Below are 23,927 nucleotides of genomic sequence, written 5' to 3'. Positions count from 1 at the left end.
GCAGGGCTCAGACCGCGTCCGCGAGCACCAGCGAGTGGATGCGGTCCGGTGCGCCCGGGCGGGCGTAGTACCAGCCCTGGGCGGTGTCACAACCGAGGTCGCGCAACTGGCGCGCCTGCGCCCCGGTCTCCACCCCTTCGACGGTGACGGCGAGTTCCAGGCTGTGGGCGAGCGAGACGATGCCCTCCACGATCTTGAGGTCGACCGGGTCCACCGGATGCTGTTGCATGCCTTGGGTGAAGGAGCGGTCGAGCTTCAGGACGCTGACCGGCAGCCGGCGCAGGTTGGCCAGGTTCGAATAACCGGTGCCGAAGTCGTCGAGGGCGATGTCCACGCCCATTTCGGCGAGTTGGCGCAGCGGCTTCAGCAGGTCCTCGTCGGCGCCGATCAGGGCCGACTCGGTGACCTCCAGGCAGAGTGCGCCCGGTTCGAGCCCGGACCGTTCCAGGACGTCGACGGTGTCGGCGACCAGGCGCGGGTGGTGCAGCTGCGTCGGCGACAGGTTGACGTTGATCCGCAGCGGACCGCCGTCGGAGTGCCGGGTCTGCCAGAAACGGGCCTGCCGGACGGCCTCCTGGAGCACCCAGCGGCCGAGCGGCACGATGAGGCCGGTGTCCTCGGCGAGCGGGATGAAGCGGTCCGGACCGAGCACCCCGTGCTGCGGGTGGCACCACCGCACGAGCGCCTCCGCGCCGTGCACGCTGCCGTCGCCGAGGTGGACGAGCGGCTGGTACTCGATGAAGAACTCGCCGCGCTCCAGGGCGGCCGGCAGGGCCGTGGTGAGCCCGTGCCGGGTGATGGCGCGGGCATCGGCCTCGGGATCGGCGAGTTCGAAGCGGTTGCCGCCCGCCGACTTGGCCCGGTACATGGTGATGTCGGCGCTCCTCAACACCTCCGCCGGGGTCCGCTCCCCGGCTGGTCCTTCGACCACTCCGACGCTGCCGCGCACGCTGAGTTCGCGACCCTCGATGCGCAGGGGGGTCGCGAGGGCCGCGAGGATGCGGTCCGCGAGTTCGACGACGTCCCGCTCGCCGCGGGAGCCGGTGGTGAGGGCGACGAACTCGTCGCCGCCGAGCCGGGCCACCATCTCGCCCGCTCCGGTGACGCACCCCTGCAGCCGATCGGCGACCTCGACGAGGAGCCGGTCCCCGGTGGAGTGGCCGAGGCTGTCATTGATGACCTTGAAGCCGTCGAGGTCGAGGTAGCAGAGCCCGAAGCGGGTGTGGTCCCCGGGGGCGAGCGCCTTCTCCAGGCGCTCGAAGAACAGCGTCCGGTTGGGCAGTCCGGTGAGCGCGTCGTGGGTGGCCTCGTACCGCAGGCGCAGATGGAGCAGCCGCCGTTCGGTGGTGTCCTCCATGAGGGCCAACTGGTACTGCGGGTTCCCGTCGGCGTCCCGGAGGAGCGAAACGGTGAGATTGGTCCACAGAACCGTTCCGTCACCCCGGTAGTAGGGCTTCTCGACGCGGTAGTGGTCGCGGTCGCCCCGGACCAGTTCCTCGTACAGCTTCCAGACGTGCGGCCCGTCCTCCGGGTGGACCCACTCGCTGACGTTCCGGCTGCGCACCTGCCCCTCCATCCCGCCGAACATGCTGGTGAGGGTCTCGTTCACCTCCAGGACGTTTCCGTCCAGGTCGGCGATGCCGATGCCGATCGCCGCACCGTCGAAGACGGCCCGGAACCGGCTCTCGGTGGCGTGCAGGGCGATCTCGGCAGCGCTGCGGGCCGCGAGCGCGGAACGGGCGATCGCCTCTTGCTCGGCACGGGTCCGCTCGCGCAGGGCCTGGGCGTACCCCACGGCCATGGCGTGCTGGAGCCGGGCGCAGCGGGCGCGCAGTTCCTCGGTGGGCATGTCCGACTCCGCACCGCAGTAGAGCACCAGGTACGAGTCGACGACGCCGAGGCTGCGGCCCAGCGCGTCCGGGTCGGTGCAGTGGCCCTCGACGAGGGCGGCCCCGGTGCGCTGGGCGGGTGCCGTGTCGAAGGGGCGGGCGTGCAGGGCGTCGCTCAGGGTGCGGGCCAGCGGCAGCAGGTGCCCCTCGAACTCGGCACGGGTCAGCGACGTGGCGGTCACCGGGAAGATCGCGCGGCTCCAGATGGTGGCGAACCGCCTGAGCCTGTCCTCCGGATCGTCGACCGGGGCATCCGCGCCGGACGGCTGTGACGGGACCCTCACGCCTTGCGCCCCACCCCTGCGAACCCGGAGAAGGCATAGGGATCCTCCTCCTCGACCGGACCGTCCGGTCGCCAGTGGGGCATCGGGACCAGGCCGGGCTCGACGAGTTCGGTGCCCTCGAAGAAGCGGGTGACCTCCTCGCCCGACCGCATCACCAGGGGGTTGCGGATGTTGCGGTACACCCCGACGGTGCCGCCGGCCTGCTCCTCCGAGAGCGGAATGCCTTCGTAGGAGGCGTGGGTGAGGATCACGAGGCTGCCGGGCGCCAGGGCGGCAACCAGTTCGGCAACGGCCTCGTACGGCCGGTCGTGGTCCTCCAGGAAGTGGAGAACGGCGACCAGCAGCAGCGCCACGGGCCGGTCCAGGTCGAGGAGCCGGGTCACCTCGGGGCTGTACAGGATGTCGGCCGGCTTGCGCAGGTCGGCGGCGATGACGGTGGCTTCGTCATCGCCCTCCAGGACGGCGCGGCTGTGGGCCACCGCAACCGGGTCGTGGTCGACGTAGACCACCCGGGCGGTGGGATCGGCCGCCCTGGCCACCTCGTGCACATTGCCGAAGGTGGGTATGCCCGAGCCGATGTCGAGGAACTGGGTGATGCCGTTGTCGACCGCGTGGCGAACGGCCCGCCGCATGAAGGCACGGTTCGCCTGCATGACCTTGGGCAGGCCCGGCATGAACTCCATGGCCTTGCGCGCCGCTTCCCGGTCCACTTCGAAATTGTGCGAGCCGCCCAGATAGAAGTCGTACATACGGGACACGCTCGGCACCGAGATGTCGATACCGGGCGGAGCCCAGGCGGGACGCTCCATCAATGTCTCCAACAAGTCGCCACGGGGGATGCGGCCATGTGTTCGCGGCCGGTGTTCGAGGTGAGGCTACTGATCGCTCGCCAGGAGAGCGAGTAGAAACGGAAATTCGCGATCCGTTCTTAGTCACACGCCATTGGCACGTGCTCCTGGAACGCAGGAATCGCGCCTTCGGGCCGTGCACATTCACGTGCATCTGACCGTGCATCGGTTCTGGCGCCCGCCCCGGACCTTCTCCGTCGGGGCCTCAGGTCCTGCTCGCACCTCGATCGTTGCCGACCCTTGGACCCGGACGCCGGTGCAGGATGCCCTGTCGGTCACCTCGCCCGACAGGGCGACAACCGGACAGTTCCGCTCCGAGAGGCCGGAACAAGCCGGATCGGCCATCCGTCCCGGGACACCGCGGTCGGCAATACCCGGGCATTGCACCGCATCCGCCCGTGACACGCGGTGAACCGTCAAGTCCACACATCCGGAGATCCCCTCCATCTGGCGAATCAGGACCGAATCCGCCCCGGCGCTCCGCCCGGGTGATCAAGCTCGACCGCGTGTCTCTGTACGGATCACTCCTCGCCCGCCCCCTGGCCGCCCTCGGACTGGTGTGGCTGCTCGCCGCCCCCGTGCCCGCCAGCGCCGATGCCTGCGCCCGTGCCTCCACCGACTCCGCCGGTCGGCTCGTTGCGGTGGCGGTCGCCGGCGGCCACCACGACGAGAACGACAACGGGGGCGGAAGGGGCCACGCCGAGGGCAAGGGCCACGACCACCACGGCAAGGGGAAGGGCAAGGGGCACGACCACCACCCCCACCCGAAGCCCTGCCACCCACCGACGCCCCCGCCCGAGCCGACGCCCCCGCCCTCCCCCACGCCCCCGCCGACCGAAGCGCCCGCGCCCTCCCCGCCCCCGGCGCCCTCACCGAAACCGGAACCGCCCGCCCCGCCCTCGCCGAAACCCCTCCCCCCGAGGGCCGCCCCGAAGCCGCCGTCCACCCGCCCCGCCCCCCTTCCGGAGCGGCCCTCCCCGACACCTCCGACCCCGGCAGCTCCGACCCCGACGCCGCCGAAACCCGCAGCCGCGCCCCCGCCCTCCCCCACGCCCACCGTGCGCCCCTCGCCGCCGGCCCCCGAACCCGTGGCACTGCCCCACTACCGGCGCACCACGCACGACCGACCGAAGGGCGGCACCTCCGTCGTCACCACGACGCTGATGATCACCGCCCCCGCCGTGCTCGCCACGGCGATCCTGCGGGTCCGGTCCAAGTGACCGGAGTCCCGTCGCGCCCGACCCCGTCCACCCGTCGCCCCGTCGCCCCCTGCCGGAGGAACTCATGTCCGAATGGCTCGTCCTGTCCGTCGCGATGGCCGCTGCCTGCGCCGTCGTGCTCACCATCGTCGTCATCAACAACCGCCGCATCCCCGAGGACGACGACCCCAGCGAGACCCCGGACGTCATCGAGTACATGACGATGATGATCGGCGTGATCTACGCGATCGTCCTCGGCCTCGCCATCGCCGGCGTCTGGGAGGCCCGTGGAGCCGCCCAGGAGACGGTGCGCCAGGAGGCCCAGGCGATGCACGAGATCTCGGCGCGCGTGGAGGTGTACCCGCAGGAGGTCCGCACCCGGATCCGCGCCGACGTCGACGCGTACGTGGCCTATGTGATCCGCGACGAGTGGGCGTACATGGCCGAGAAGGGAGAACTCAGCGACGAGGGCACGGCGCTCCTGGAGCGGGTGCGACGGAGCGTCACCGACTACCAACCGGCCAACGACTTCGAGGGGCAGGCCTACCAACCGCTGGTGGACCTGGTGGCCGCCGCCGACGACGCACGGGGGGCCCGTGGGCAGAGCGCGGGCGCGACGATGCCGGGGGTGGTCTGGTTCGGGCTGATCGTCGGAGCCCTGGTGACGGTCGGCCTGATCTTCACCCTGCAGATCCGCAGGACCGGGCGGGAACTGCTGCTCGCCGGACTCTTCAGCGTGCTGATCGCCTTCCTGCTCTTCCTCATCTGGGACTTCGACGCACCGTTCGACCGGGGGATCGCGGCCACCGCCGCGCCGTTCACCGACCTCTTCCCGCAGGTCACGCCGTGAGCCGACACGCATGCGTGGGCCGTTCGAGGGACAGTGGTGCCCCATTCGCACGCCTGGGATCGCGCCTGTGGTAGTGCGCTCCTAGCGTTTCGGGCAACGAGGTGCGCGGCCCTCCACGGGACCCCTTCCGTGACTGCCCCTCGGGACCCGGAGGATTCACCATGCGCGCGATACGTGTCGCATCCACTGCCCTGTTGGGGGCGGCTGCCCTCGCCCTGGCCGCCCCCGAAGCCCTCGCGGCGGACGGTGCTCCCGCAGCCGCCCCGCAGGCACCCAGGGCCAAGGCACCGGGCGATTTCGTCGTGTCGCCCGCGGTCGTCGCCCCGGGCGGCCGGGTGACGCTGAGCGCCCCCGGCTGCGCCAGTACGGCGACGGCCTCGGCCGGCATCTTCGACACCACCACCATCGCACCGGGCTCCGCGGTGACCGCGACCGTGGACGCGGACGCCAAGCGCGGCGCCGTGTACACGGTGCTCTTCCATTGCACCGGCGGCGCGCAGGACACCGTCGCCCTGACGATCAGCGGCTCGTCCAGTGCCACCCCGACCATCAACGCCACGACCTTGACGGCCCCGCGCGGGGTGCAGGGCGGTCTCGGCGGCTCGATGGGCGGGGTCGAACCGCTGGAACTGGCCGTCGGAGGCGCCCTGGTGCTGGCCGCGGCCACCGGCACCGTCTACGCGGTCCGCCGTCGCTCCGGCGCCGGTCGGCGCCACTGAGAGGGGTTCCCACACCCGGATGCCCGTCGCCCCCGGGTTCCCACAGGAACTCGGGGGCGACGGGCACGGCGGGCAGACCGGGAGGTTCGACCGGTCAGGCCCCCGCGCCGGTCGTGCGACGGCGGCGGATGACGAAGAGCCCGCCGCCGAGGGCCGCCGCGGCGACGAGGCTTCCGCCGACGGCCATCTCGGTGGAGCTGGGGGTCAGCGAGCCACCGAGACCGCCCTGCGCGCCGCGCCCCGGGAGGACCCGGAAGGGGCGGGTGGCGACGGCCGAGTTGTCACTGCACTTGACGGCGAGGTTGTAGTTGCCCGGAGTGGCGTTGTCGTGGACCCGGGCGACGGCGCTGGAGAGCCCGTTCGAGTTGACCGAGAGGTTGGTCTCCGGGAAGGCGTTCGACGTGACCGTGCCACCGTGGCCGCACCCCCTGACGGTGATCGTGAGGGTCGATCCCGGATGGACGGCGGACGGGTTGACGGTGACGTTGGTCGGCCCGTTGGTGGCGACGGCGAGGGGGGCCGCCAGCCCGACCGCCGCGAGTGCGGTGGCGGTCACCGCCAGAGTGCGTGCAGCACGCATGGTTGAACCTCCAGTGGAAGACGCCCCAAAGCGGTGCTCCGGGAGATTCGACGAGTACGCCTTCCATGACGAACCATCACAAGGGGGAGCAAGCCGTGCACCTCGACGCTGGTCCACCCCGGTGAGGCGACACGCCCGGGATGGGGGCCTCCGGGACAGTGGAAGCGCAGGTCACGACCGCCCGACCTGCTTATCTGACGATTACTCGGATGGGTCAGCCCCCCTGTCACCCGGCTGCCTTTCACGGGCACCGCCCCCGCCCGTCACCGGACGCCCTTCGCACGAGCGGCCGGGGCCACCCGTCCGGCTGCGCCCCCACCCGTTCGCGCCGTCCGGCGCGACGACCGGCGGGACCGCCCTTACCGTTCTGACGACGCCGAGAAGGGAGAACCATGCCCCCGAAGGACTTCCGCGTCTTCCCTCGCAGGAGACGCCAACCCTGGGGCGTCCTGGCCCTCGCCATGCTGTCGGGGCTTGCGATGATGCGCAACGGAGTGGACGTCGCCGCGGGACCGCCGCAGCCCGCGGCAGCCGCACGGCCGGCGGCCCGTCCCGTCACCCCACCGCCCCCCGCCGCCAGCACCGGCCTCGAACCGCTGCCCTTCGCCCCTGCCTCCCGGATCAAGATCCCGGCGATCCGCGTCGCGGCCCCCATCATGGACGTGGGCCTGGACGAGAACGGCTGGGTCGCGGCCCCGCCGCCACAGGACCCCAACCTGGCCGGCTGGTACCAGAACGGCATCGCGCCGGGCCAGCGCGGCACCTCCGTCATCGTCGGCCACGTCGACAACGCCAAGGGCCCCGCGGTCTTCTACGGGCTCGGCGCCCTGGAGAAGGGACAGCACATCGAGGTCGAGCGGTACGACGGCCGGATCGCGGTCTTCGAGATCTACGGCGTCGAGGTCTACGCGAAGGACGACTTCCCCGGCGTCCAGGTCTACGCCGACAACGGGGAGCCGGAGCTGCGGGTGATCACCTGCGGCGGCGGCTACACCCGTGCGCGCGGCTACGACGGGAACGTCGTCGTGTACGCGCGCATGGTCGGTTCGCGCTAGGCGCACTGCCCGGTGGGGTTCGGTGCCACCGCCACCGTGCTCGATGGCCTCTCGAAGCGCCCTGCCCGGCACCCGGCCGGCTGGAGACGTACCGCCCCGTTGGCGTCTTCACGGCTCCGCAACGGGGCCTCCGGCCTTCGGGTCCGGCATGGCTTCGCCCTTTGTTGTCCGTGACCCGGGGCGGCGTCACCGGGCCCGGAGGCATCGACCTGGAGGTCGTCAACCACACCCCCCGGAGCAGGGGTTCCGCTCCGCTGCCGAAACGGTGGGCCGTCGAGCGACCCGCTGCGGGCACGCTCCTGAGCCGGTGCCCCGACCGTCGGGCAAGCTTCGCCGCCCATGGGCAGGCCTGCGCACGCCCTGGGCAAGCCGGGTCCGGTAGGCCGGGGCAGCACCTAACCGTAGCCGTGGGCCGGGCGTCGGTCCTCCCACCGACGAAGAGCGGGCGGCATTGTCAGTGGCGGGCAGCATGATGACGTTCATGACCGAAAACCGTGCCCTGAACTCCTCTGACGCCTATGCGGAGGCCGTGACGACCGCCGTGGCGGCATCGGCCGCGTACTACGGCGACGGGACCACCCCGCTTGGTGACGACGAGTACGACGGACTGTTGCGCGCCATCGCGGCCTACGAGGAGACCCACCCGGACGAGGTGCTGGCCGAGTCGCCGACGGGGAAGGTGGCGGGCGGGGCCGTGCAGGGGGACGTGCCGCACTCGGTGCCGATGCTCTCCCTCGACAACGTCTTCGACGCCGACGAACTCACCGAGTGGGCCGCGGGGCTGGAGCGGCGCCTGGGGCACCCTGTCGCGGGGTGGTGTGTGGAGCCGAAGCTCGACGGCCTCGCGGTGGCCGCCCGCTACCGAGGCGGCCGGCTCGTGCAGGTCCTCACCCGCGGCGACGGTCTGGCCGGTGAGGACATCACCCACGCCGCCGACGCCGTCCTCGGGCTGCCGCCGGTCCTCACCCAGTCGATCGACGTCGAGGTGCGCGGCGAGGTGCTGCTGACGACCGCCCAGTTCGAGGAGGCCAACCGGATCAGGCTCGCCCACGAGGCCACGCCCTTCGCGCACCCGCGCAGCGGGGCGGCCGGCACCCTGCGGGCCAAGGACCGGTCCTACCGGATCGAGCTGACGTTCTTCGCCTACGACGCGATCGGCCTGGACGGCTTGGACCACGTCGCCCTGCTGGAGCGGTTGGCCGTGCTCGGCGCGAACACGGCCGTCAGCACGGCTGCCGCCCCGGTGCGATGCGAGACCGTGGAGCAGGTGCAGCAACGCATCGCCCTGATCGCCGGGCTGCGCGCAGAGCTGCCGTTCGGGATCGACGGCGTCGTCGTCAAGGCCGACTCGGCCGAGGACCAGCGGGAGGCCGGCAACGGCTCGCGCGCCCCGAGGTGGGCGGTGGCCCGGAAACTGGCGGCCGAGCACAAGGTGACGCGTCTGCTGGCGGTGGAGTGGAACGTCGGCCGGACCGGGATCATCGCCCCGCGCGCCGTTCTGGAGCCCGTGGTCATCGACGGGGTGACGGTCACCTACGCCACGCTGCACAATCCGTCCGACATCACCCGTCGCGGGCTCATGATCGGCGACCAGGTCTTCGTCTACCGGGCCGGTGACGTGATCCCCCGGGTCGAGGCACCTCTGGTCGACCAGCGCACCGGCGCCGAGGTCCCGATCGTCTTCCCCGAGGCGTGCCCCCGCTGCGGGGATGCGATCGACTCCTCCGAGCAGCGGTGGCGGTGTGTGCGCGGCCGCAGTTGTCAGGCCGTGGCCTCGGTGATCTATGCCGCCGGGCGGGACCAGCTCGACATCGAGGGCCTCGGCGGCACGCGCGCGATCCAGTTGGTGGAGGCGGGCCTCGTCCACGACGTCGCCGACCTGTTCACGCTGACCCGCGAGCAGCTCCTCGGCCTGGAGCGCATGGGCGAGACCAGCGCCGGCAACCTCCTCGCCGCGATCGAGACCGCCCGCGGGGCCGCGTTGAACCGCGTGTTCTGCGCCCTCGGCGTCCGCGGCACCGGGCGCACGATGTCCCGTCGAATCGCCGCGCACTTCGGGTCGATGGCCGCGATCCGGGCTGCCGGTGCCGACGCGCTGGCCGGGGTCGACGGCATCGGCACCGAGAAGGCCCGCGTCATCGCGGCAGAACTCGCCGAACTCGCCCCGCTCCTCGACAAGCTCCGGGCCCAAGGGGTCGGCATCCAGGTCACCGAGCCGCAGGGGCCCCCGACCGACGGAGAAGCCGGCGAGGCCTTGGCGACCGGCGGCCCGCTGGCCGGACAGGCCGTCGTGGTCACCGGCTCCATGACCGGCCCCCTGGCGGCGCTGACCCGGAACGAGATGAACGAGCTCATCGAGCGGGCCGGCGGAAAGGCCTCGTCGTCCGTGTCCAAGCGCACCACTCTGCTGGTCGCGGGCGAAAAGGCCGGCTCCAAGCGCACCAAGGCCGAAGAACTCGACATCCGCATCCTCGGCCCCGAGGAGTTCGCCGACCTCCTCGCCGACCTCCTCCCCACCGCCTAGCCGGTCGCACCGCCCCTGCCCACCGGGGCGCGGGGGCGCACCCCGCGTACGGCCACGCCCGGTGCCCGGTGGACGACGGGGTCGATGACGGGGCCCGGCACCGAGGAGGTGCCGGGCCCTCGCCGCATCCGGGAGTTCAGCGCCGCGGGACCGTGATCTGGTATCCGTCGTCGAGGAGTCGGGGCAGATAGCGGCGGAGCGCGGCCACGCTCTGGGACCGGTTTCCGCCGGCGTCGTGGGAGAGGACGACGACACCGGGCGCGGCGCCGTCGAGGACCCGTCGGACGACGGTGTCGGTACCGGGTTCTTTCCAGTCCAGGGTGTCGACGGTCCAGGCGAGCGGCTCCATGCCGAGTTCGGCGCCGATCTCGAAGGAGTGCCGGTTCCAGGCCCCGTAGGGCGCGCGGTACCAGAGCGGGGCGGCGCCCAGGGTCCGTTCGATGACCTCGCTGGTGGAGCCGAGCTCGTCGCGGATCCGGGAGGGCCGCAGCTTGGGGATCAGGGGATGGGACCAGGAGTGGTTGCCGACGACATGGCCGTCCGCGGCCATCTCCCGCAACAGGTCCTGGTTCTCCACGGCCATCTCGCCGCAGACGAAGAACATCGCCCGGCAGTCGTAGCGGCGCAGGGTCTCCAGGATGGCGGGGGTGTAGCGGGGATCGGGTCCGTCGTCGAAGGTCAACACCATCGAGCGGCCGACTCCGGACATGCTGAGGAAGGGCCTCCGACGCACCGGCGGTACCGCGCGCCGCAGGGGCGGGGGCGCAGAGGAGGTCATCGGTTGCAGGCGGTAGGCGGACGGGCGGAGCCGGGCGGCCCGCGCCTGCGGCCCCGCGGCCGGGCGCGCGCTGCCGCCTCCGGGTGCGCTTCGGGGTTCGGGTGCGGGCGCGAACCGGTCCGCGGAGAGGACTCCCACGGTGGCAGTGGCTCCGAGGGCGGCGGCGAGTCGCAGCACCGTCCGGCGCCCACCATTCATCTGGTCCTTTTTCATGACCAATGGTTCGTACGGATGGGGGCTCCTCCCCCTCATCGACACCGGCCGCCCGCCCGAAAACACCCGATGGGCCGACAGCCGTGCGGACCGGAGCGAGCCGGTCGACGGCGCGCACCCGGAGCCCGGTCCGCCGCCCGCCCCACCGGAAGGATGCCGACGGGCCGTCTCCCCCGCGCGGACGGCGCGGTCGCCCGGCCCCGTCCTACTTCCCCATCACCAAGCCGTCCCTGTCCGCGCCCCGGCTGAGTACGGCCCGTCGGATCGCGTCGCGGATCGCGATCCGGTGCGCGTCCGCGCCGTCCGCAGCACCGAGGTTCACCACGCGACCGCTCACCGTGTCGAACCATTGGGGCAGGAACTCCGCCCTGGTGACTTCCCAACGTCCCCCGGGGGTCCGGGGCGGAGCGAAGGTGAAGCGGCCGATGCTGCTCTGGTTGCCGCGCGGGTCGTGGGCGCCCTCGTGGTTGATCATGTCACCGGCGATCTGGTCGCCCATCCCGTAGACCACCCAGGTCCCGTTGACCTTCTCGTACGCCTGCGGAACATGGGCGTGGGTGCCGATGATCAAGTCGATGTCCGGGCGTCCGTCGCTCTGCGAGGCGGTCAGCGCCCGGGCGAGGGAGAGCTGCCTCCGGTCGGGTTCGGTCTGCCATTCGGTGCCCCAGTGGACGCTGACCACGACCACGTCGGCACCGGCCTCACGGGCGGCGCGCGCATCGGCGATCACCGTGCCCTCGTCGAGCAGGGCGACCGCCCAGGGCTGCCCCTCGGGCAGCGGGCGGCCGTTGGTGCCGTAGGTGTAGGCGAGTTGGGCGACGGTGGCACCACCCGCCGTGAGCAGGGTGGTGCGGGCCGCCTCCTCCGCGGTCCGGGCGGAGCCCGCGTGCCGGATCCCGACCCGGTCCAGGGCGTCGAGGGTGCGCCGTAGACCCGCCGCCCCGCTGTCGAGGGTGTGGTTGGAGGCGGTGGAGCAGGCGTCGTACCCGGTGGCCTTGAGCGCGGCGGCGACTTCGGGGGGCGAGGCGAAGGAGGGGTAGCCGGTGTAGGGGCCGCCCTCCTTCCCGTACACGGTCTCCATGTGGCAGAGGGCGAGGTCCGCGTGGGAGACGACGGGCCTCGCACCGGACAGCATGGGGCCGAAGTCGTATCCGGTGCCGCGCGCGTCCTCGGCCGCACGCCGGATGATCGAGTCGTGCGGGAGGACGTCCCCGGAGGCGACGAGGGTGAACCCGGTGGGGGCCGATGCCCCGCCGGGCGCGGCGGACGGGACGGCGGGGCTCCCGGTCCGCGCGTCCCCGACACCCGCCGCGGTGGCATCGGCGGCCGGACCGCTCCCACCGGCGCAAGCGGTCGCGGCCGCGAGCAGGAGCGCGGCGAGCGCCACCGTCCCCGGCGATCTGGTGCGTGAGGTCATGTACGGCACTCCGCCCTATTCATGTGATGAACATCTGTTCTGATGAATTGACCGTCCAGAAAAGCCGCAGTCAAGGGTCAAGGCCGCACCGGGCAATGAACCACGCCGAAACGGACGCATCGACTCCGCCTGACCGCTCGCCGTACCGCTCGTCGCTCGGTGCGACCGTTCGTCGCAGACCGGTGTCCGTTCCCTGTCCCCCGCGGTGCGGATGCGTTCCGATACGGCCCGGACGACGAGCCGCAGGAGAGGCGGGAAGCATGACGACGGCGACGACCGACGAGCGGACCCTGGAAGAACTGCAGCGGGACCACGGCCCCGCGCTGCTCTCGTTCTTGCTCGGCTTGACCTACGGGGACCGACAGCGGGCCGAGGACCTCGCCCAGGAGACCCTGGTGCGGGCCTGGCTCCACCCCGAAGCCTTCGCCGGGCCCTACGCCTCGATGCGCCCCTGGCTCTTCACCGTGGCGCGCCGCCTCGCCATCGACGCCCGCCGCTCACGGCTCGCCCGCCCCGCCGAGATCGGCGACGGCGTCCTCGCCGTGACTCCCGATCCGGCCGACTCCACCGCCTCGGCCGAGGCCGCACTCGACGTACGGGCGGCCGTACGGGAGCTCAGCCCCGAACACCGGGCGGTGCTCGTCCGGATCTACTTCCGCGGCCTCACCGTGAACGAGGCCGCCGACGAGCTCGGCATACCCGCCGGGACCGTCAAGTCCCGCTCGTACTACGCGCTGCGGCAACTCGGCCGTTCCCTGCCCGGCTACCGCCCGCGTCACGGCGTCATTGCCCGGTCCCGCGCCGGGGCCGCACAATGACGCCGTGACGCTGACAACCGCTGCCGCCGAAAAGGTCCTCGCCGACAACTTCGCACCCTGGGTGCTCGACCTGGGACTCACCGTCGAATCCGTCGCCGTCGACGGCCACGAAGCCGTGCTCAGGCTCCCCTGGTCGGACCGATTGGCCCGAGAGGGCGGCGGGCTCTCGGGCCAGGCCCTGATGGCTGCCGCCGACACGGCGACGGTGATCGCCGTCGCGGTGGCCCGGGGCGGCTTCGTACCGATGACCACCGTCCAACAGTCCATCAGCTTCCAGCGCGCGGTGATCGGAGCCGACGTGCTCGTGCGCGCCCGCCTGACCAAGGCGGGGAAGCGGATGGCCTTCGCCGACATCACGATGACGGCCGAAGGGACGGACGGGGCGGCGGCCCATGCGACCGCCGTCTACGCACTCCTGGGGTGACGCTCCCGATCCCGGGCGTCCGGACCTGCCTCCTCCCCCTACCTCCCCCGTCCCTGCTCGCCCTTCCGGCATTCCCAACCCCACCAGCACCGATCCGGCCGGAAAACGTATCCGAAACCACACGGGCGAGTTGAGCAAAGCAGGACCCGCGGAGCTCCTCCAGGGAGGAGGCTCTCCTCCGGACCCCTGACGTCCGGGGTCCGCCACGCCCGGGAGAAGGTGGGAGCATTGCTGCCCGAAAGCACGAACGACACCGGCGGGGCCGGTGGCGGCCGCCTCGCCGTGCCGATGGCATGGCTGTGTGCCGAGTACCTGGCCGACGAGGTGCTGCGGAGGGCGGCGCTCGTGCCCTCCGGTTCGTTGGAGTACCGCGCCGGCCTCCAGGCCCTGACGCTGACCGTCCACCTCGCGGAGGAGCCGGACCGTCCGACGGGCACACGGGCCGGCCGCCGGCCCGACGAATGGCTGCGCCGCACCGCGTACGACCGGCCCTGGCCGCCCTGGGTGGAGGAGCGGCTCGCCGAACGGCTGGCGAGCGGGGGCGACGGACCGGACCTGGCACTCGCACGAACCGCCTGGAGCCGCCTGCGGAACACCTGGGTCCGCGCCGTGGACCTCGACGACCGGACCGACCCCGCCTCTCCCGTCGACGAAAGCGAACAGGCCTGGCTACCCGCCTGGAAGCTCGGTCTCCCGCTCGCGCACCTCTCCCTGTACCTGCGCTGACGGATCCCAGAGCGCCGAGGGGTGCACCCCCGAACGGTACTTGGGAATGCGCACCGTCACCTTCATGCCCGCACCGACCCCGGTCTCGATGACCAGGCCGTGCTCCGCCCCGTACACCTGGCGCAGCCGTTCGTCCACGTTGGACAGGCCGATGCCGGAGCCCGGCGGGTGTTCGCCGCGCAGAACGGCGCGCAGCAACTCCGGGTCCATGCCGACGCCGTCGTCCTCGACCGTCACGACCGCCTCGGCACCCGCGTCCCGCGCCGCGATGGTGACCCGGCAGCCCCGCTCACGGTCCTGGAGGCCGTGCTTGACGGCGTTCTCCACCAGCGGCTGTAGACAGAGGAACGGCAGGGCCACCGGCAGCACCTCGGGAGCGATCTGCAGGGTCACCTCCAACCGACTCCCGAAGCGGGCACCGGCCAGGGCCAAGTACTGCTCGATGGAGCGCAGTTCGTCGGCGAGTCGGGCGAACTCCCCCTGCTTGCGGAAGGAGTAGCGGGTGAAATCGGCGAACTCCAGCAGGAGCTCCCTGGCGCGTTCGGGGTCGGTGCGGACGAACGAGGCGATGGCGGCGAGGGAGTTGAAGATGAAGTGGGGGGAGATCTGGGCGCGCAGGGCGCGGATCTCGGCCTCCACGGTCCGGGTGCGCGAGCGGTCCAGCTCAGACAGCTCCAGCTGGACCGAGACCCACCGGGCGACCTCGGTCGCGGCCCGCACCAGGACGGCCGACTCCCGCGAGCCGTAGGCCACGAGCGCGCCGAGCACCCCCTCCTCACCGGTGAGCGGGGCGATCACCGCCCAGCGCAGCGGACACGCCGGATCGTCGCAACCGCTGTGCACGGAACGGCTGCGACCGGTCTCCAGGGTTTCGGCGGCGCGCTCCGGAACGTGCGCACGGTGGTGCTCCTCGCCCGGTCCGTCCCAGGCGAGGACCGCGCCCCGGTCGGTGAGGCAGAGCGCCTCCGTGCCGAGCAGCGAGCGCAGCGTGCGGGCCGCCTTGCGGGCGGTCTCCTCGGTGAGCCCGGCGCGCAGCGGGGGTGCGGCGAGCGAGGCGGTGTGCAGGGTGTGGAAGGTGGCCCGCTCGACGGGGGTGCCGAGGTCGGGGTCGGCCGGGGGACCGCCGCGACGGGCCGCGAGCCTCCCCAGGACGAAGCCCACGGCGAGCAGCAGGACACCGGCGGCGGTCGCGGCGACGAGGACGGTGCCGGTCATCCGCGCTCCTCACCGTAAGGAACGGGGGCGCCCGTCGCAGCACCCCACGGGCGGCGGCCATCGCTCATCGACACGCTCCCCGGACGGGGAGGGTGCCGGCGAGTTCCTCCGGAAGGTGGAGCCGGGCCAGGAGGGCGGGGGTGCCGGGCGGGATCCGACGCGGAGTGGCGAGCGAGACGCACACCATCGTCAGGAAGCCGAGGGGAACCGACCAGACGGCCGGCCAGGCCATCAGGGTGTGCGGCCACCCCTCGGGGGCCAGCCCGGCCCGGGTCGCCATCACGGCCGCGAGGGCGGAGCCGCCGCCGAGCAGGAGGCCGGCCATGGCGCCGGGCGGGGTGAGCCGCCGCCACCAGATGCCGAGGACCAGCAACGGGCAGAAGGAGGAGGCGGAGACGGCGAAGGCGAGGCCGACGGCGTCGGCGACCGGCACCTCGGAGGCAGCGGCCCCCACCCCCAACGGGACGGCGGTGGCGATCAGGCTCGCGAGGCGGAAGTGCCGGACGCCCCCGGAGGACAGCACGGACTGGGTGAGGACCCCGGCGACGGACATGGTGAGCCCGGAGGCGGTGGAGAGGAAGGCGGCGAAGGCACCGGCCGCGAGGAGCGCACCGAGGAGTTCGCCGGGGAAACCGCCGAAGACCCGATCGGGCAGCACGAGCACGGCTGCGTCCGCGGAGCCGGTGAGGACGAGTTCGGGGGCGTAAATCCGGCCGAGGAAGCCGTAGAGGGGCGGAAGGAGGTAGAAGGCCCCGACGAGGCCGAGGACGACCAGGGTGGTGCGTCGGGCCGCGCGGCCGTGCGGGCTGGTGTAGAAGCGGACCGCGACGTGCGGCAGCCCCATCGTGCCGAGGAAGGTCGCGAGGATCAGTCCGTACGTGGCGTACAGCTGGTGCCCTTCGCGTCCGCCGGCCAGCGGTTGGGACCAGCCGAGGGGGTCGGTGACGCTCGTGGCCCGTTCGGGGAGCGGCGTGCCCGGCGGGAAGGCGAGCGAGGTGCCGGCGAGGACGCGATGGGTGCCGGGGGCGAGCGTGACGGTCCGTCCGGCGGAGCGGACGGAGTCGACGGTACCGGTGACGGTGACCGTGAGGGGTGCGTCGAGGTCGATCCGCACCGTGTCGGCGACCCGGACGACGGTGTGGTCGCGCAGGACGGCGGGTGCGTCGAAGCGGGCCCGGGGCGCCCCGTCCCCGTACCAGGCGACGAGGAGGAAGAGGGCGGGGACGAGGAGGGCGGTGAGCTTCAGCCAGTACTGGAAGGCCTGGACGAAGGTGATGCTGCGCATGCCGCCCGCGGCGACGGTGCTGGTCACGACGACGGCGACGAGCAGTCCACCGGCCCAGTCGGGGGCTCCCGTGAGGATCCGCAGGGTGAGTCCGGCGCCCTGGAGTTGGGGCAGCAGGTACAGCCAGCCGATGCCGACGACGAAGAGGCCGGCGAGCCGGCGGGCCCGTGGGGATTCGAGGCGGGCCTCGGCGAAGTCGGAGAGGGTGTAGGCCCCCGAACGGCGCAGCGGGGCGGCGACGAGGACGAGCAGGACGAGGTAGCCGGCGGTGTAGCCGACGGGGTACCAGAGCATGGCGGGGCCCTGGACCAGGACGAGTCCGGCGATCCCGAGGAAGGAGGCGGCGGAGAGGTACTCGCCGCTGATGGCGGCGGCGTTGAGGCCCGGACGGACGGTGCGCGAGGCGACGTAGAAGTCGGAGGTGGTCCGGGAGATCCGCAGCCCGAGGGCTCCGATGAGGACGGTGGCGAGGACGACGGCGGTGACGGCGGCGACCGCGTAGCTCTGGTTCATGCGGGGAAGGTCACCGTTCGACGGTGCCGGCGGAGCCCGTCTCCACGAGGCCGGTGAAGTCGCGCTCGTTGCGCTCGGCCCGGCGGACGTACCAGTGGCCGACCGTCCACACGACCGGGTAGACGCCGATGCCGAGGGCGGCCCAGACGAACGCTTCGGGCACGGGCAGCGCGAGCAGCAGCGGCAAGGTGCCGACGAGCAGGGCGAGGGCTCCGAGGGCGGTCAGGGCGGCGCGCAACTGGCTGCGCATCAGGGAGCGGACGTAGGTGTGGCCGAGGGTGGTCTGTTCGTCGATCTCGGAGCGGGCCGGGGCGTGCGCGGGGCGCCTGCCGCTCGGCCGGGGCACGGCTCCGGGAGCGTGGGCGGAGGCGTAGGTGACGGTCTCGCGCCGGGGTCTGCGCGGGGGGTGGCCCTCGGACATCGGCGTCCGCTCCCGCCTCTCTCGACGACTTCCGGTGACGCGCGCGGGCGGCGGCACCGGCCCCGCGACGCGTGGAGTCTACGCAGCGGGCTCGGGGGACGGTAGGCGTCAGGCGGATCCGCCCCCGGGCCTGCGCATCAGGAGGTCCCGCAGGTGGCGGGCGTGGCGGCGGCTGACGGCCAGGTCGGTGTCACCGAGCCGGACGGAGGTGGCGCCGCCTTCGAGCCGGAGTTCGTCGATGCGGGCGAGGGCCACGAGGTGGCTGCGGTGGATGCGGACGAAGCCGCGGGCGGCCCACCGCTCCTCCAGGACGGAGATCGGAATGCGGACGAGGTGGCTGCCGCGGTCGGTGTGGAGGCGGGCGTAGTCGCCGTGGGCCTCGACGTACGCGACGTCGTCGACCGGGACGAAGCGGGTGACGCCGCCGAGCTCCACGGGGATCTGCTCCGCCGTTGCGGGGGCGGTGGCGGCGTGGACCAGTTCGTGCAGGCGGCGGACGGCCTCGGCGAGGCGCTCGCGGCGGACCGGTTTGAGGACGTAGTCGACGGCCTTCAGGTCGAACGCCTGGAGGGCGAAGCCCTCGTGGGCGGTCACGAAGACGACGGACGGGGGGCGGGCGAACCCGGCAAGCAGGCGGGCCACGTCGAGTCCGGTCAGGCCGGGCATGTGGATGTCGAGGAAGACGGCGTCGATGCCGTCGTCGCCGTCGGGCCCGTTCTCCAGGGCGCGCCCGATCCTCCGCAGGGCCGCGGTCGCGTCGCCGGCGCCCTCGGCGGTCCGCACCCGGGGGTCGGCGCGCAGTAGGTACAGCAGCTCTTCGAGGGCGGGTTCCTCGTCGTCGACGGCCAGGACGCGCAGCATGCGGCGCAGTCTAGGGGTGGAGGCGGCGGTCGGTGCGGCCCCTCCTCCGGGCACGACCGTGCGGCGGGGTGCCGTGGCCGTCGTCGGGCGCCCGCCGGGGGGCGCGGAACAGCCCTTAGGGTGTGCGACGTGCGTGTACTGCTCGTCGAGGACGACGAAGACCTCCGGTTCGGGGTGGCCGCCGCGTTGCGGGCCGCCGGGCTGGCCGTTGACGAGGCCGGCGATCTGCCCCGCGCCGACGAGGCGCTCTTCGTCACGGCGTACGACTGCGCGGTCTTCGACCGGATGCTCCCCTCCGGGGACGCGGCCGTCTACGTGGAGGGGATGCGGCGCAGCGGACGGAACGTGCCCGTGCTGTTCCTGACCGCCCGCGACGCGGTGGCGGACCGGGTGGAGGGCTTCGCGAGCGGTGGTGACGACTACCTCGTCAAGCCCTTCGCCGTGCCCGAGCTGGTCGCACGGGTGCACAGCCTGTGCCGGCGGTCCGGCGTCGTCCGTCCGCCGGTGCACCGCGTCGGTGACCTGGAGGTCGACACGGCCCGCCGCCACGTCCGCCGGGCCGGGGTGCTGCTCACCCTCACGCACCGGGAGTTCGCCGTGCTCGAAGTCCTCGCGGCGCGCTCGGACCAGGCGGTCTCCCGCTCCGAACTGATCGAGAGCTGTTGGGACGAGATGGCCGAACCGCAGTCGAACGTCCTGGAGGTGGTCGTCTCGCAGCTCCGCCGCAAGCTCGGCGATCCACCGCTGATCCGTACCGTGCGCGGGGTCGGCTACCGGCTCGCGCCGCCGGACGACGCACGGTGAGGACCGCCCGCCCGCGCCGGTCCCGACCGCCCACGCCCACCGCCCGGGTCCTACGGCTGCGCAGGCGGATCAGCCTGCTGTTCGCGCTGACCAGCGCCGTGGGGCTGATCGCGATGGCGACCTTGGCGGTGCGCAGCGACAGCAACCGCTGGCGGGAACAGCTGGACCACACCATGGACGCGGACACCAGTTGGGCCCTCGGGCTCCTGGAGACCGACGAGGACGGCCGGCTGGTCACGGACGTCCTGGCGGACGCGGTGGACACCGCGTGCCCGCCGCTGGCGGTGCTCCTCGCGGACGGGGACTCCCCCGGTGCCCTGACGGTCCGGCACGCACCGGTGCGGCCGTGCCTGACCGTGGGCCGGGAGGTGGTCCTGGAGGCGGGGCGCGAGGCGGTGCGGGCCGATGGTGCGCGGGCCTTCGACGGGCGCACGACGGGCGGCGCTCCGGTGCGGGTGTTCGCCCAGCCCTTCTACGCTCCCGAGGCCACGGACGACGAGGGACCCCAGGGCGTGCTCGTGACCGTGTCCGACGCCAGCGCCCAGCGTGCGGACCACCGTCGGCTCGTGTGGCTGGTGACGGGCGGCTGCGCGGTGCTCGTGCTGCTGTCGGCAGCGGTCGGTCACGCCCTGTCGGGGCGGGCGGTGCGCCCCGCGCTCGCCGCCCTCGACCGGCAGGAGGCGTTCCTCGCCGATGCCGCACACGACCTGCGGACTCCTGCCGCCTCGCTGCGGACGCTCGCCGAAACGGCCTTGCGCGGCGAGACGGACAGCGCCGACGTGCACCGGCGCACGCTGCGGCTCGCGGAGGGCATGGGTCGGCTCGTCGACGGTCTGCTCACCCGGGCCCGGCTCATGTCCGGCACCGCCGCGGTGGCACGACAGCCGCTGCGCCTGGACCAGTTGGTGGAGGCGGTCGTCCAGGAAGCCATCGCGGCCTCCGCCCCGGAACCCCACGTGCGGACCGTGGCCGAAGCGACCGTGGTGGTCGCCGATCCCGACCTCGTGCGCCGGGCCGTCGGGAATCTGTTGGACAACGCGTTCGCCCACGGCCGCGCCCCCGGCGTCCCGGCGGACGTGCTGGTCTCGGTGGGTCGGGACGGCACGGTGACCGTCGAGGACGCGGGTCCCGGTCTGCCCCCCGAGGTCGCCGGCTCCCTGTTCGAACGGTTCCGCAGCGGATCCGGGTCCACCGGTCTCGGACTGTCCATCGCCTCCTGGGTGGCCCACGCCCACGGCGGAACGCTCACCGCGGAACGCGGCGGGCGCGGCGGAGCCCGGTTCGTCCTGCGCCTGCCGACGGAGGACTGAACCCGGGCGGTGCGGGCACACCGGTGTGCAGGGCCCGGGTGCTCCGCGGAGCCGGGCGGACGGCCCGGGGCGGGTCGGGCGGGCGGCGTCTCCCCCGCCCGGAGGGACGGGCCGCCGACGGGGCCTTCAGGAAAACCTCAGCATCGGTGCCCGATGCTTCCGTGGACCGACCATCCAGGGGAGTTCCACGTGTTTCGCACCACCGCCCGCCGTCGGGCCCTCGCCCTCGCCCTCGCCGTCCTCGGCGCCGCCTCCTCGGCCGCCTGCACACAGGTGTCCGAACGGCCCGGAGACCGGCCCCGGGCTTCGGCGGCGCCCGCCGACCCGGCCGCCCGCACCGACCTGCGGCGGTTCTACGGGCAGCAGCTCGACTGGCAGCCCTGCGGCGACTTCCGTTGCGCTGCGCTCACGGTTCCGAGGGACTACTCGCGGCCCGACGACGGCAACACCTTCGTCCTGCCGGTGGTGAAGGCGGCGACCGCGGTCGCCGGCAAGCGACTCGGCTCGCTCGTCCTGAACCCCGGTGGGCCGGGCGAATCCGGTGTGGGGGTGCTCAAGGACGGCATCGCCGAGGACCTCGGCCGGGGCGTGCGCGAACGGTTCGACGTGGTGTCCTTCGACCCGCGCGGCGTCGGCGGGAGCAAGCCCGCTGTGACCTGCCTGGACGGAGGGCGGGCGGACGAGGACTCCGCCGCTGCGGAAGGTGTCCCGCTCCACCCCCGGACGGACACCGAGCGTGCCGCGGCACTGGCCGAGGCACGGGCGACCGCCGAGGCCTGCCGAAAGGCCAGCGGTCCGCTGCTCCCCCACGTGGGCACGGACGACGCGGCCCGCGACATGGACGTGCTGAGGGCGGCGCTCGGCGAGCGGAAGTTGACCTATGTGGGCTGGTCGTACGGCACGAGCCTGGGCACCTCCTACGCGGAGCAGTTCCCGCGTCGGGTGCGGGCGATGGTCCTGGACGGAGCGGTCGACCCCTCCTTGAACTGGCGGGAGCGCGTGATCGGCCAGTCGGTCGGGTTCCGGAACGCGGTCGCCGAGTACGCCGCGTCCTGTGCCGAGGTCGTCGGCGAGGGCTGCCCCGGGAAGACGCCCGAAGGGATCCGCACCCTCATCGACGGTCTGGTCGAACGGACGGAGCACGAGCCGCTGCCGGTCGACGGGTCCGAGGCCGGGCTCGATGCCACGGGCGTGGTGTCCGCGCTCTCCCTGTCGATGTACACCCCGGAGGAGCAGTGGGCGGGCCTGTCCGAGGCGCTGCGTGCGGCGGCCGACGGGGACGGCACGAAACTGGCGGCACTGGCGGCGGGTGAGGAGGATGCTCCGGCCGGAGGGACGGAGGACGAGGCGGCTCCGGCCGAAGAAGGGGGCGCGGACGTGCGCCCGGAGCCGTCCGGGGAATCCGCGGACGACGTGCCCGAGGACAACGCCGAGGCGGCCCTGATGGCGATCAACTGCCTCGACGTGCCCCATCCCCGCGACGCGCAGGCGTACTGGGACGCCCTCTCCCCCGCCCGGAAGGCCGCCGGGGTCTACGGCACGTCCGGGGTGACGGCGGAGCTGGTCTGCAAGGACTGGCCGACCGGACCGCAGAAGCCGCACCGGGTGGACGCGGCGGGCGTTCCCCCGGTGCTCGTCGTGGGCACCGAGGGCGATCCCGCGACGCCGTACGACGAGGCGGTGAGCCTGGCGCGCCAGTTCCCCGGTGGCATGCTGCTGTCCTTCGACGCCCCCGGACACACCGGGTACGGCCGCAACGCCTGTGTGGGCGAGAAGGTGGAGGAGTACCTGGTGTCGCTCAAGAAGGTCGAGCCGGGCACGACGTGCGCGCCGTAGCGGCGCCCGGATCCAACAGGTCGAGTTCGGCGGTGAGGGCCGCGGCCAGCGCGTCGACGTCCGGAACGGCCGCGCCGTCGGCGACGAGGCCGACGTGGACCTCGCCGGCGTACGGGGACATGGCCACGGCGAGGGACTGGCCGCGGGCGAGCGGCGCCATGGGGAAGAGCGCGCGCAGCGGGGCTCCGCCGAGGGAGAGCGCAGAACGGGGCAGCGGCACCTGGGTGACCAGGAGGTCGAAGAGCAGCCGGGCCGCCCCCGCGGCGAGCGGGGCGCCGAAGCGGTGGGCGAGCGGGGGCAGCTGGTCGGCGAGGAGCGCCACGGCACCCGCTCCCCTGGAGGGCCCGGCGGCCTTGTTGCGGTCCATGGCGTCCCGGACCGCGGCGAGCCGGACGTCCGGGGAGGGTTCGGTGACGGGCAGGTCGAGGAGGTAGCCGGAGAGGCTGTTGCCGGGGCCGGGCGGGGCGCCCGGCCGACGGCGGGAGACCGGGACCAGGGCGCGGGGGTCGGCGTCCGGCAGGGAGAGGCCCCGCCCGTCGAACCAGCGCCGCAGGGCGCCGGCGACGAGCGCGAGCAGCACGTCGTTGGCGGTGCCGCCGGTGGTGCGGCGGATCCGGTGGACGCCGTCGAGGGACAGGGTGGCCGTGGCGATCCGGCGGGTGCCGCTGGAGTCGGCGGCGAGCGCGGTGGCGGGGCGCCCGTCGAGACGACCCGCCCGGACGACGGAGGAGCCGACGACCGAGGCACCGACCTCGACGGCCCGGCCGAGGTCGCCGATGCGGTCACGGGCGAGGTCGAAGAGGCGGCCGGGCCCCGGCAGCCAGGAGCGCGGGGGCACCGGGCGGGGACGGCCTGCGGGGCGTCGGCCGGCAGCGATCTCGTCGAAGATCCCGGCGCCGATGGCAACGGCCCGCATGCCGTCGGCGAGGGCGTGGTGGAGCTTGACCAGGACGGCGAAGGAACCGTCGGGGGCACCGCTGAGCAGGTACATCTCCCAGGGCGGCAGGCCGCGGGCGACGGGGCGCTCCATGAGCTCGGCGGCAAGCCGCACGGTCTCGGCGGGGAAGTCGACGCCGGGAAGGGTGATCTCGCGGACGTGGCGGCACACGTCGAAGTCGGGATCGGCGCTCCATGCGGCACCGCCCACGGGGATCAGGACGTCACGGACCCGCATCCTGAGCCGGGGGACGGCGGCGGCGCGACGGGCGAGCAGCGCCAGGACGTCGACCGGATCGTGTCCGGGGGACGTGGGTGGGGGGCCGAAGTGGGCGAGGGCCCCCAGGTGCAGGGGGTGATCGGGTGATTCCAGGTGCCAGAAGGCCAGGTCCAGGGGTGCCAGTAGCTCGCTGCTCACGGTG

The 23,927-nt window shown here is 73.3% G+C and carries 21 protein-coding genes; 11 read left to right on the top strand and 10 right to left on the bottom strand.

Annotated elements, in window-relative coordinates; genetic code table 11:
• Window positions 1-7: 7 nt before the first annotated feature.
• Complete coding sequence (locus ACFW22_RS16615) at window positions 8-2,173, bottom strand: putative bifunctional diguanylate cyclase/phosphodiesterase (RefSeq protein WP_386404264.1); 2,166 nt, start codon at window positions 2,171-2,173, stop codon at window positions 8-10.
• The gene (locus ACFW22_RS16610) at window positions 2,170-2,982 is read right to left on the bottom strand and encodes an SAM-dependent methyltransferase (RefSeq protein ID WP_386404261.1); all 813 of its coding nucleotides are present in this window, start codon (window positions 2,980-2,982) and stop codon (window positions 2,170-2,172) included. The genes ACFW22_RS16615 and ACFW22_RS16610 overlap by 4 nt, the downstream gene beginning before the upstream one ends.
• Before the next feature lie 545 nt (window positions 2,983-3,527).
• Between ACFW22_RS16610 and ACFW22_RS16605 the strand changes: the two genes are divergently transcribed.
• From ACFW22_RS16605 to ACFW22_RS16595, 3 genes are all read left to right on the top strand, one after another.
• Window positions 3,528-4,241, top strand: coding sequence for a hypothetical protein (locus tag ACFW22_RS16605; protein ID WP_386404258.1), 714 nt, complete (start codon window positions 3,528-3,530; stop codon window positions 4,239-4,241).
• 64 nt (window positions 4,242-4,305) lie between these two features.
• Window positions 4,306-5,070 (top strand): hypothetical protein, encoded by a 765-nt coding sequence (locus ACFW22_RS16600; RefSeq protein WP_386404255.1) that lies wholly within the window; start codon window positions 4,306-4,308, stop codon window positions 5,068-5,070.
• Between the two features lie 161 nt (window positions 5,071-5,231).
• On the top strand, window positions 5,232-5,789 hold the full coding sequence (locus ACFW22_RS16595; RefSeq protein ID WP_386404252.1) for a hypothetical protein: 558 nt from the start codon (window positions 5,232-5,234) through the stop codon (window positions 5,787-5,789).
• Window positions 5,790-5,883: 94 nt separating this feature from the next.
• Here the strand turns inward: ACFW22_RS16595 and ACFW22_RS16590 are convergent, their stop codons facing one another.
• A complete protein-coding gene (locus ACFW22_RS16590; RefSeq protein WP_386404249.1) occupies window positions 5,884-6,369 on the bottom strand; it encodes a hypothetical protein in 486 nt (161 codons plus the stop codon).
• 392 nt (window positions 6,370-6,761) lie between these two features.
• On the opposite strand from ACFW22_RS16590, the gene ACFW22_RS16585 reads away from it, so the two are divergent.
• Window positions 6,762-7,424, top strand: a complete 663-nt coding sequence (locus tag ACFW22_RS16585) for a class F sortase (RefSeq protein ID WP_386404246.1) — start codon at window positions 6,762-6,764, stop codon at window positions 7,422-7,424.
• A 481-nt stretch (window positions 7,425-7,905) separates the two neighbouring features.
• Complete coding sequence (gene ligA / locus ACFW22_RS16580; protein WP_386404243.1) at window positions 7,906-9,948, top strand: NAD-dependent DNA ligase LigA; 2,043 nt, start codon at window positions 7,906-7,908, stop codon at window positions 9,946-9,948.
• Between the two features lie 136 nt (window positions 9,949-10,084).
• Here the strand turns inward: ligA and ACFW22_RS16575 are convergent, their stop codons facing one another.
• Together ACFW22_RS16575 and ACFW22_RS16570 are read right to left on the bottom strand one after the other, a co-directional pair.
• Window positions 10,085-10,939, bottom strand: a complete 855-nt coding sequence (locus tag ACFW22_RS16575; RefSeq protein WP_386404240.1) for a polysaccharide deacetylase family protein — start codon at window positions 10,937-10,939, stop codon at window positions 10,085-10,087.
• Window positions 10,940-11,144: 205 nt separating this feature from the next.
• The gene (locus tag ACFW22_RS16570) at window positions 11,145-12,356 is read right to left on the bottom strand and encodes a CapA family protein (protein ID WP_386404237.1); all 1,212 of its coding nucleotides are present in this window, start codon (window positions 12,354-12,356) and stop codon (window positions 11,145-11,147) included.
• A gap of 260 nt (window positions 12,357-12,616) precedes the next feature.
• Between ACFW22_RS16570 and ACFW22_RS16565 the strand changes: the two genes are divergently transcribed.
• From ACFW22_RS16565 to ACFW22_RS16555, 3 genes are all read left to right on the top strand, one after another.
• Window positions 12,617-13,174: a sigma-70 family RNA polymerase sigma factor gene (locus ACFW22_RS16565; protein ID WP_386404234.1), complete on the top strand. Its 558-nt coding sequence runs from the start codon at window positions 12,617-12,619 to the stop codon at window positions 13,172-13,174.
• Window positions 13,175-13,178: 4 nt separating this feature from the next.
• A complete protein-coding gene (locus tag ACFW22_RS16560) occupies window positions 13,179-13,598 on the top strand; it encodes a PaaI family thioesterase (protein WP_386404231.1) in 420 nt (139 codons plus the stop codon).
• A 228-nt stretch (window positions 13,599-13,826) separates the two neighbouring features.
• Window positions 13,827-14,324 (top strand): hypothetical protein, encoded by a 498-nt coding sequence (locus ACFW22_RS16555; RefSeq protein ID WP_386404228.1) that lies wholly within the window; start codon window positions 13,827-13,829, stop codon window positions 14,322-14,324.
• On the opposite strand, the gene ACFW22_RS16550 is transcribed toward ACFW22_RS16555, so the two are convergent.
• The 4 genes from ACFW22_RS16550 to ACFW22_RS16535 form a co-directional block, all read right to left on the bottom strand.
• Window positions 14,268-15,539: a sensor histidine kinase gene (locus ACFW22_RS16550; RefSeq protein ID WP_386404225.1), complete on the bottom strand. Its 1,272-nt coding sequence runs from the start codon at window positions 15,537-15,539 to the stop codon at window positions 14,268-14,270. The two genes, ACFW22_RS16555 and ACFW22_RS16550, sit on opposite strands and share 57 nt — an antisense overlap.
• A 64-nt stretch (window positions 15,540-15,603) precedes the next feature.
• Complete coding sequence (locus ACFW22_RS16545; protein ID WP_386404222.1) at window positions 15,604-17,337, bottom strand: cation acetate symporter; 1,734 nt, start codon at window positions 17,335-17,337, stop codon at window positions 15,604-15,606.
• A gap of 10 nt (window positions 17,338-17,347) precedes the next feature.
• Complete coding sequence (locus ACFW22_RS16540) at window positions 17,348-17,758, bottom strand: hypothetical protein (RefSeq protein WP_386404219.1); 411 nt, start codon at window positions 17,756-17,758, stop codon at window positions 17,348-17,350.
• Window positions 17,759-17,866: 108 nt separating this feature from the next.
• Complete coding sequence (locus ACFW22_RS16535; RefSeq protein ID WP_386404216.1) at window positions 17,867-18,619, bottom strand: LytR/AlgR family response regulator transcription factor; 753 nt, start codon at window positions 18,617-18,619, stop codon at window positions 17,867-17,869.
• Between the two features lie 129 nt (window positions 18,620-18,748).
• Here ACFW22_RS16535 and ACFW22_RS16530 point away from each other — a divergent pair, with 129 nt between their 5' ends.
• From ACFW22_RS16530 to ACFW22_RS16520, 3 genes are all read left to right on the top strand, one after another.
• Window positions 18,749-19,423 (top strand): response regulator transcription factor, encoded by a 675-nt coding sequence (locus ACFW22_RS16530; protein ID WP_386404213.1) that lies wholly within the window; start codon window positions 18,749-18,751, stop codon window positions 19,421-19,423.
• Window positions 19,420-20,733, top strand: coding sequence for a sensor histidine kinase (locus ACFW22_RS16525; RefSeq protein WP_386404210.1), 1,314 nt, complete (start codon window positions 19,420-19,422; stop codon window positions 20,731-20,733). The genes ACFW22_RS16530 and ACFW22_RS16525 overlap by 4 nt, the downstream gene beginning before the upstream one ends.
• A gap of 189 nt (window positions 20,734-20,922) precedes the next feature.
• On the top strand, window positions 20,923-22,569 hold the full coding sequence (locus ACFW22_RS16520; RefSeq protein WP_386404207.1) for an alpha/beta hydrolase: 1,647 nt from the start codon (window positions 20,923-20,925) through the stop codon (window positions 22,567-22,569).
• Here ACFW22_RS16520 and ACFW22_RS16515 read toward each other — a convergent pair.
• Window positions 22,532-23,923, bottom strand: a complete 1,392-nt coding sequence (locus tag ACFW22_RS16515) for a wax ester/triacylglycerol synthase family O-acyltransferase (RefSeq protein ID WP_386404204.1) — start codon at window positions 23,921-23,923, stop codon at window positions 22,532-22,534. The genes ACFW22_RS16520 and ACFW22_RS16515 overlap by 38 nt on opposite strands.
• Window positions 23,924-23,927 lie beyond the last annotated feature (4 nt).

It is taken from the genome of Streptomyces sp. NPDC058872 (genome assembly GCF_042743065.1).
Lineage (GTDB): Bacteria > Actinomycetota > Actinomycetes > Streptomycetales > Streptomycetaceae > Streptomyces.
The sequence above is the reverse complement of the archived record's forward strand: the minus strand, read 5'-3'. Positions and strand labels throughout refer to the sequence as shown.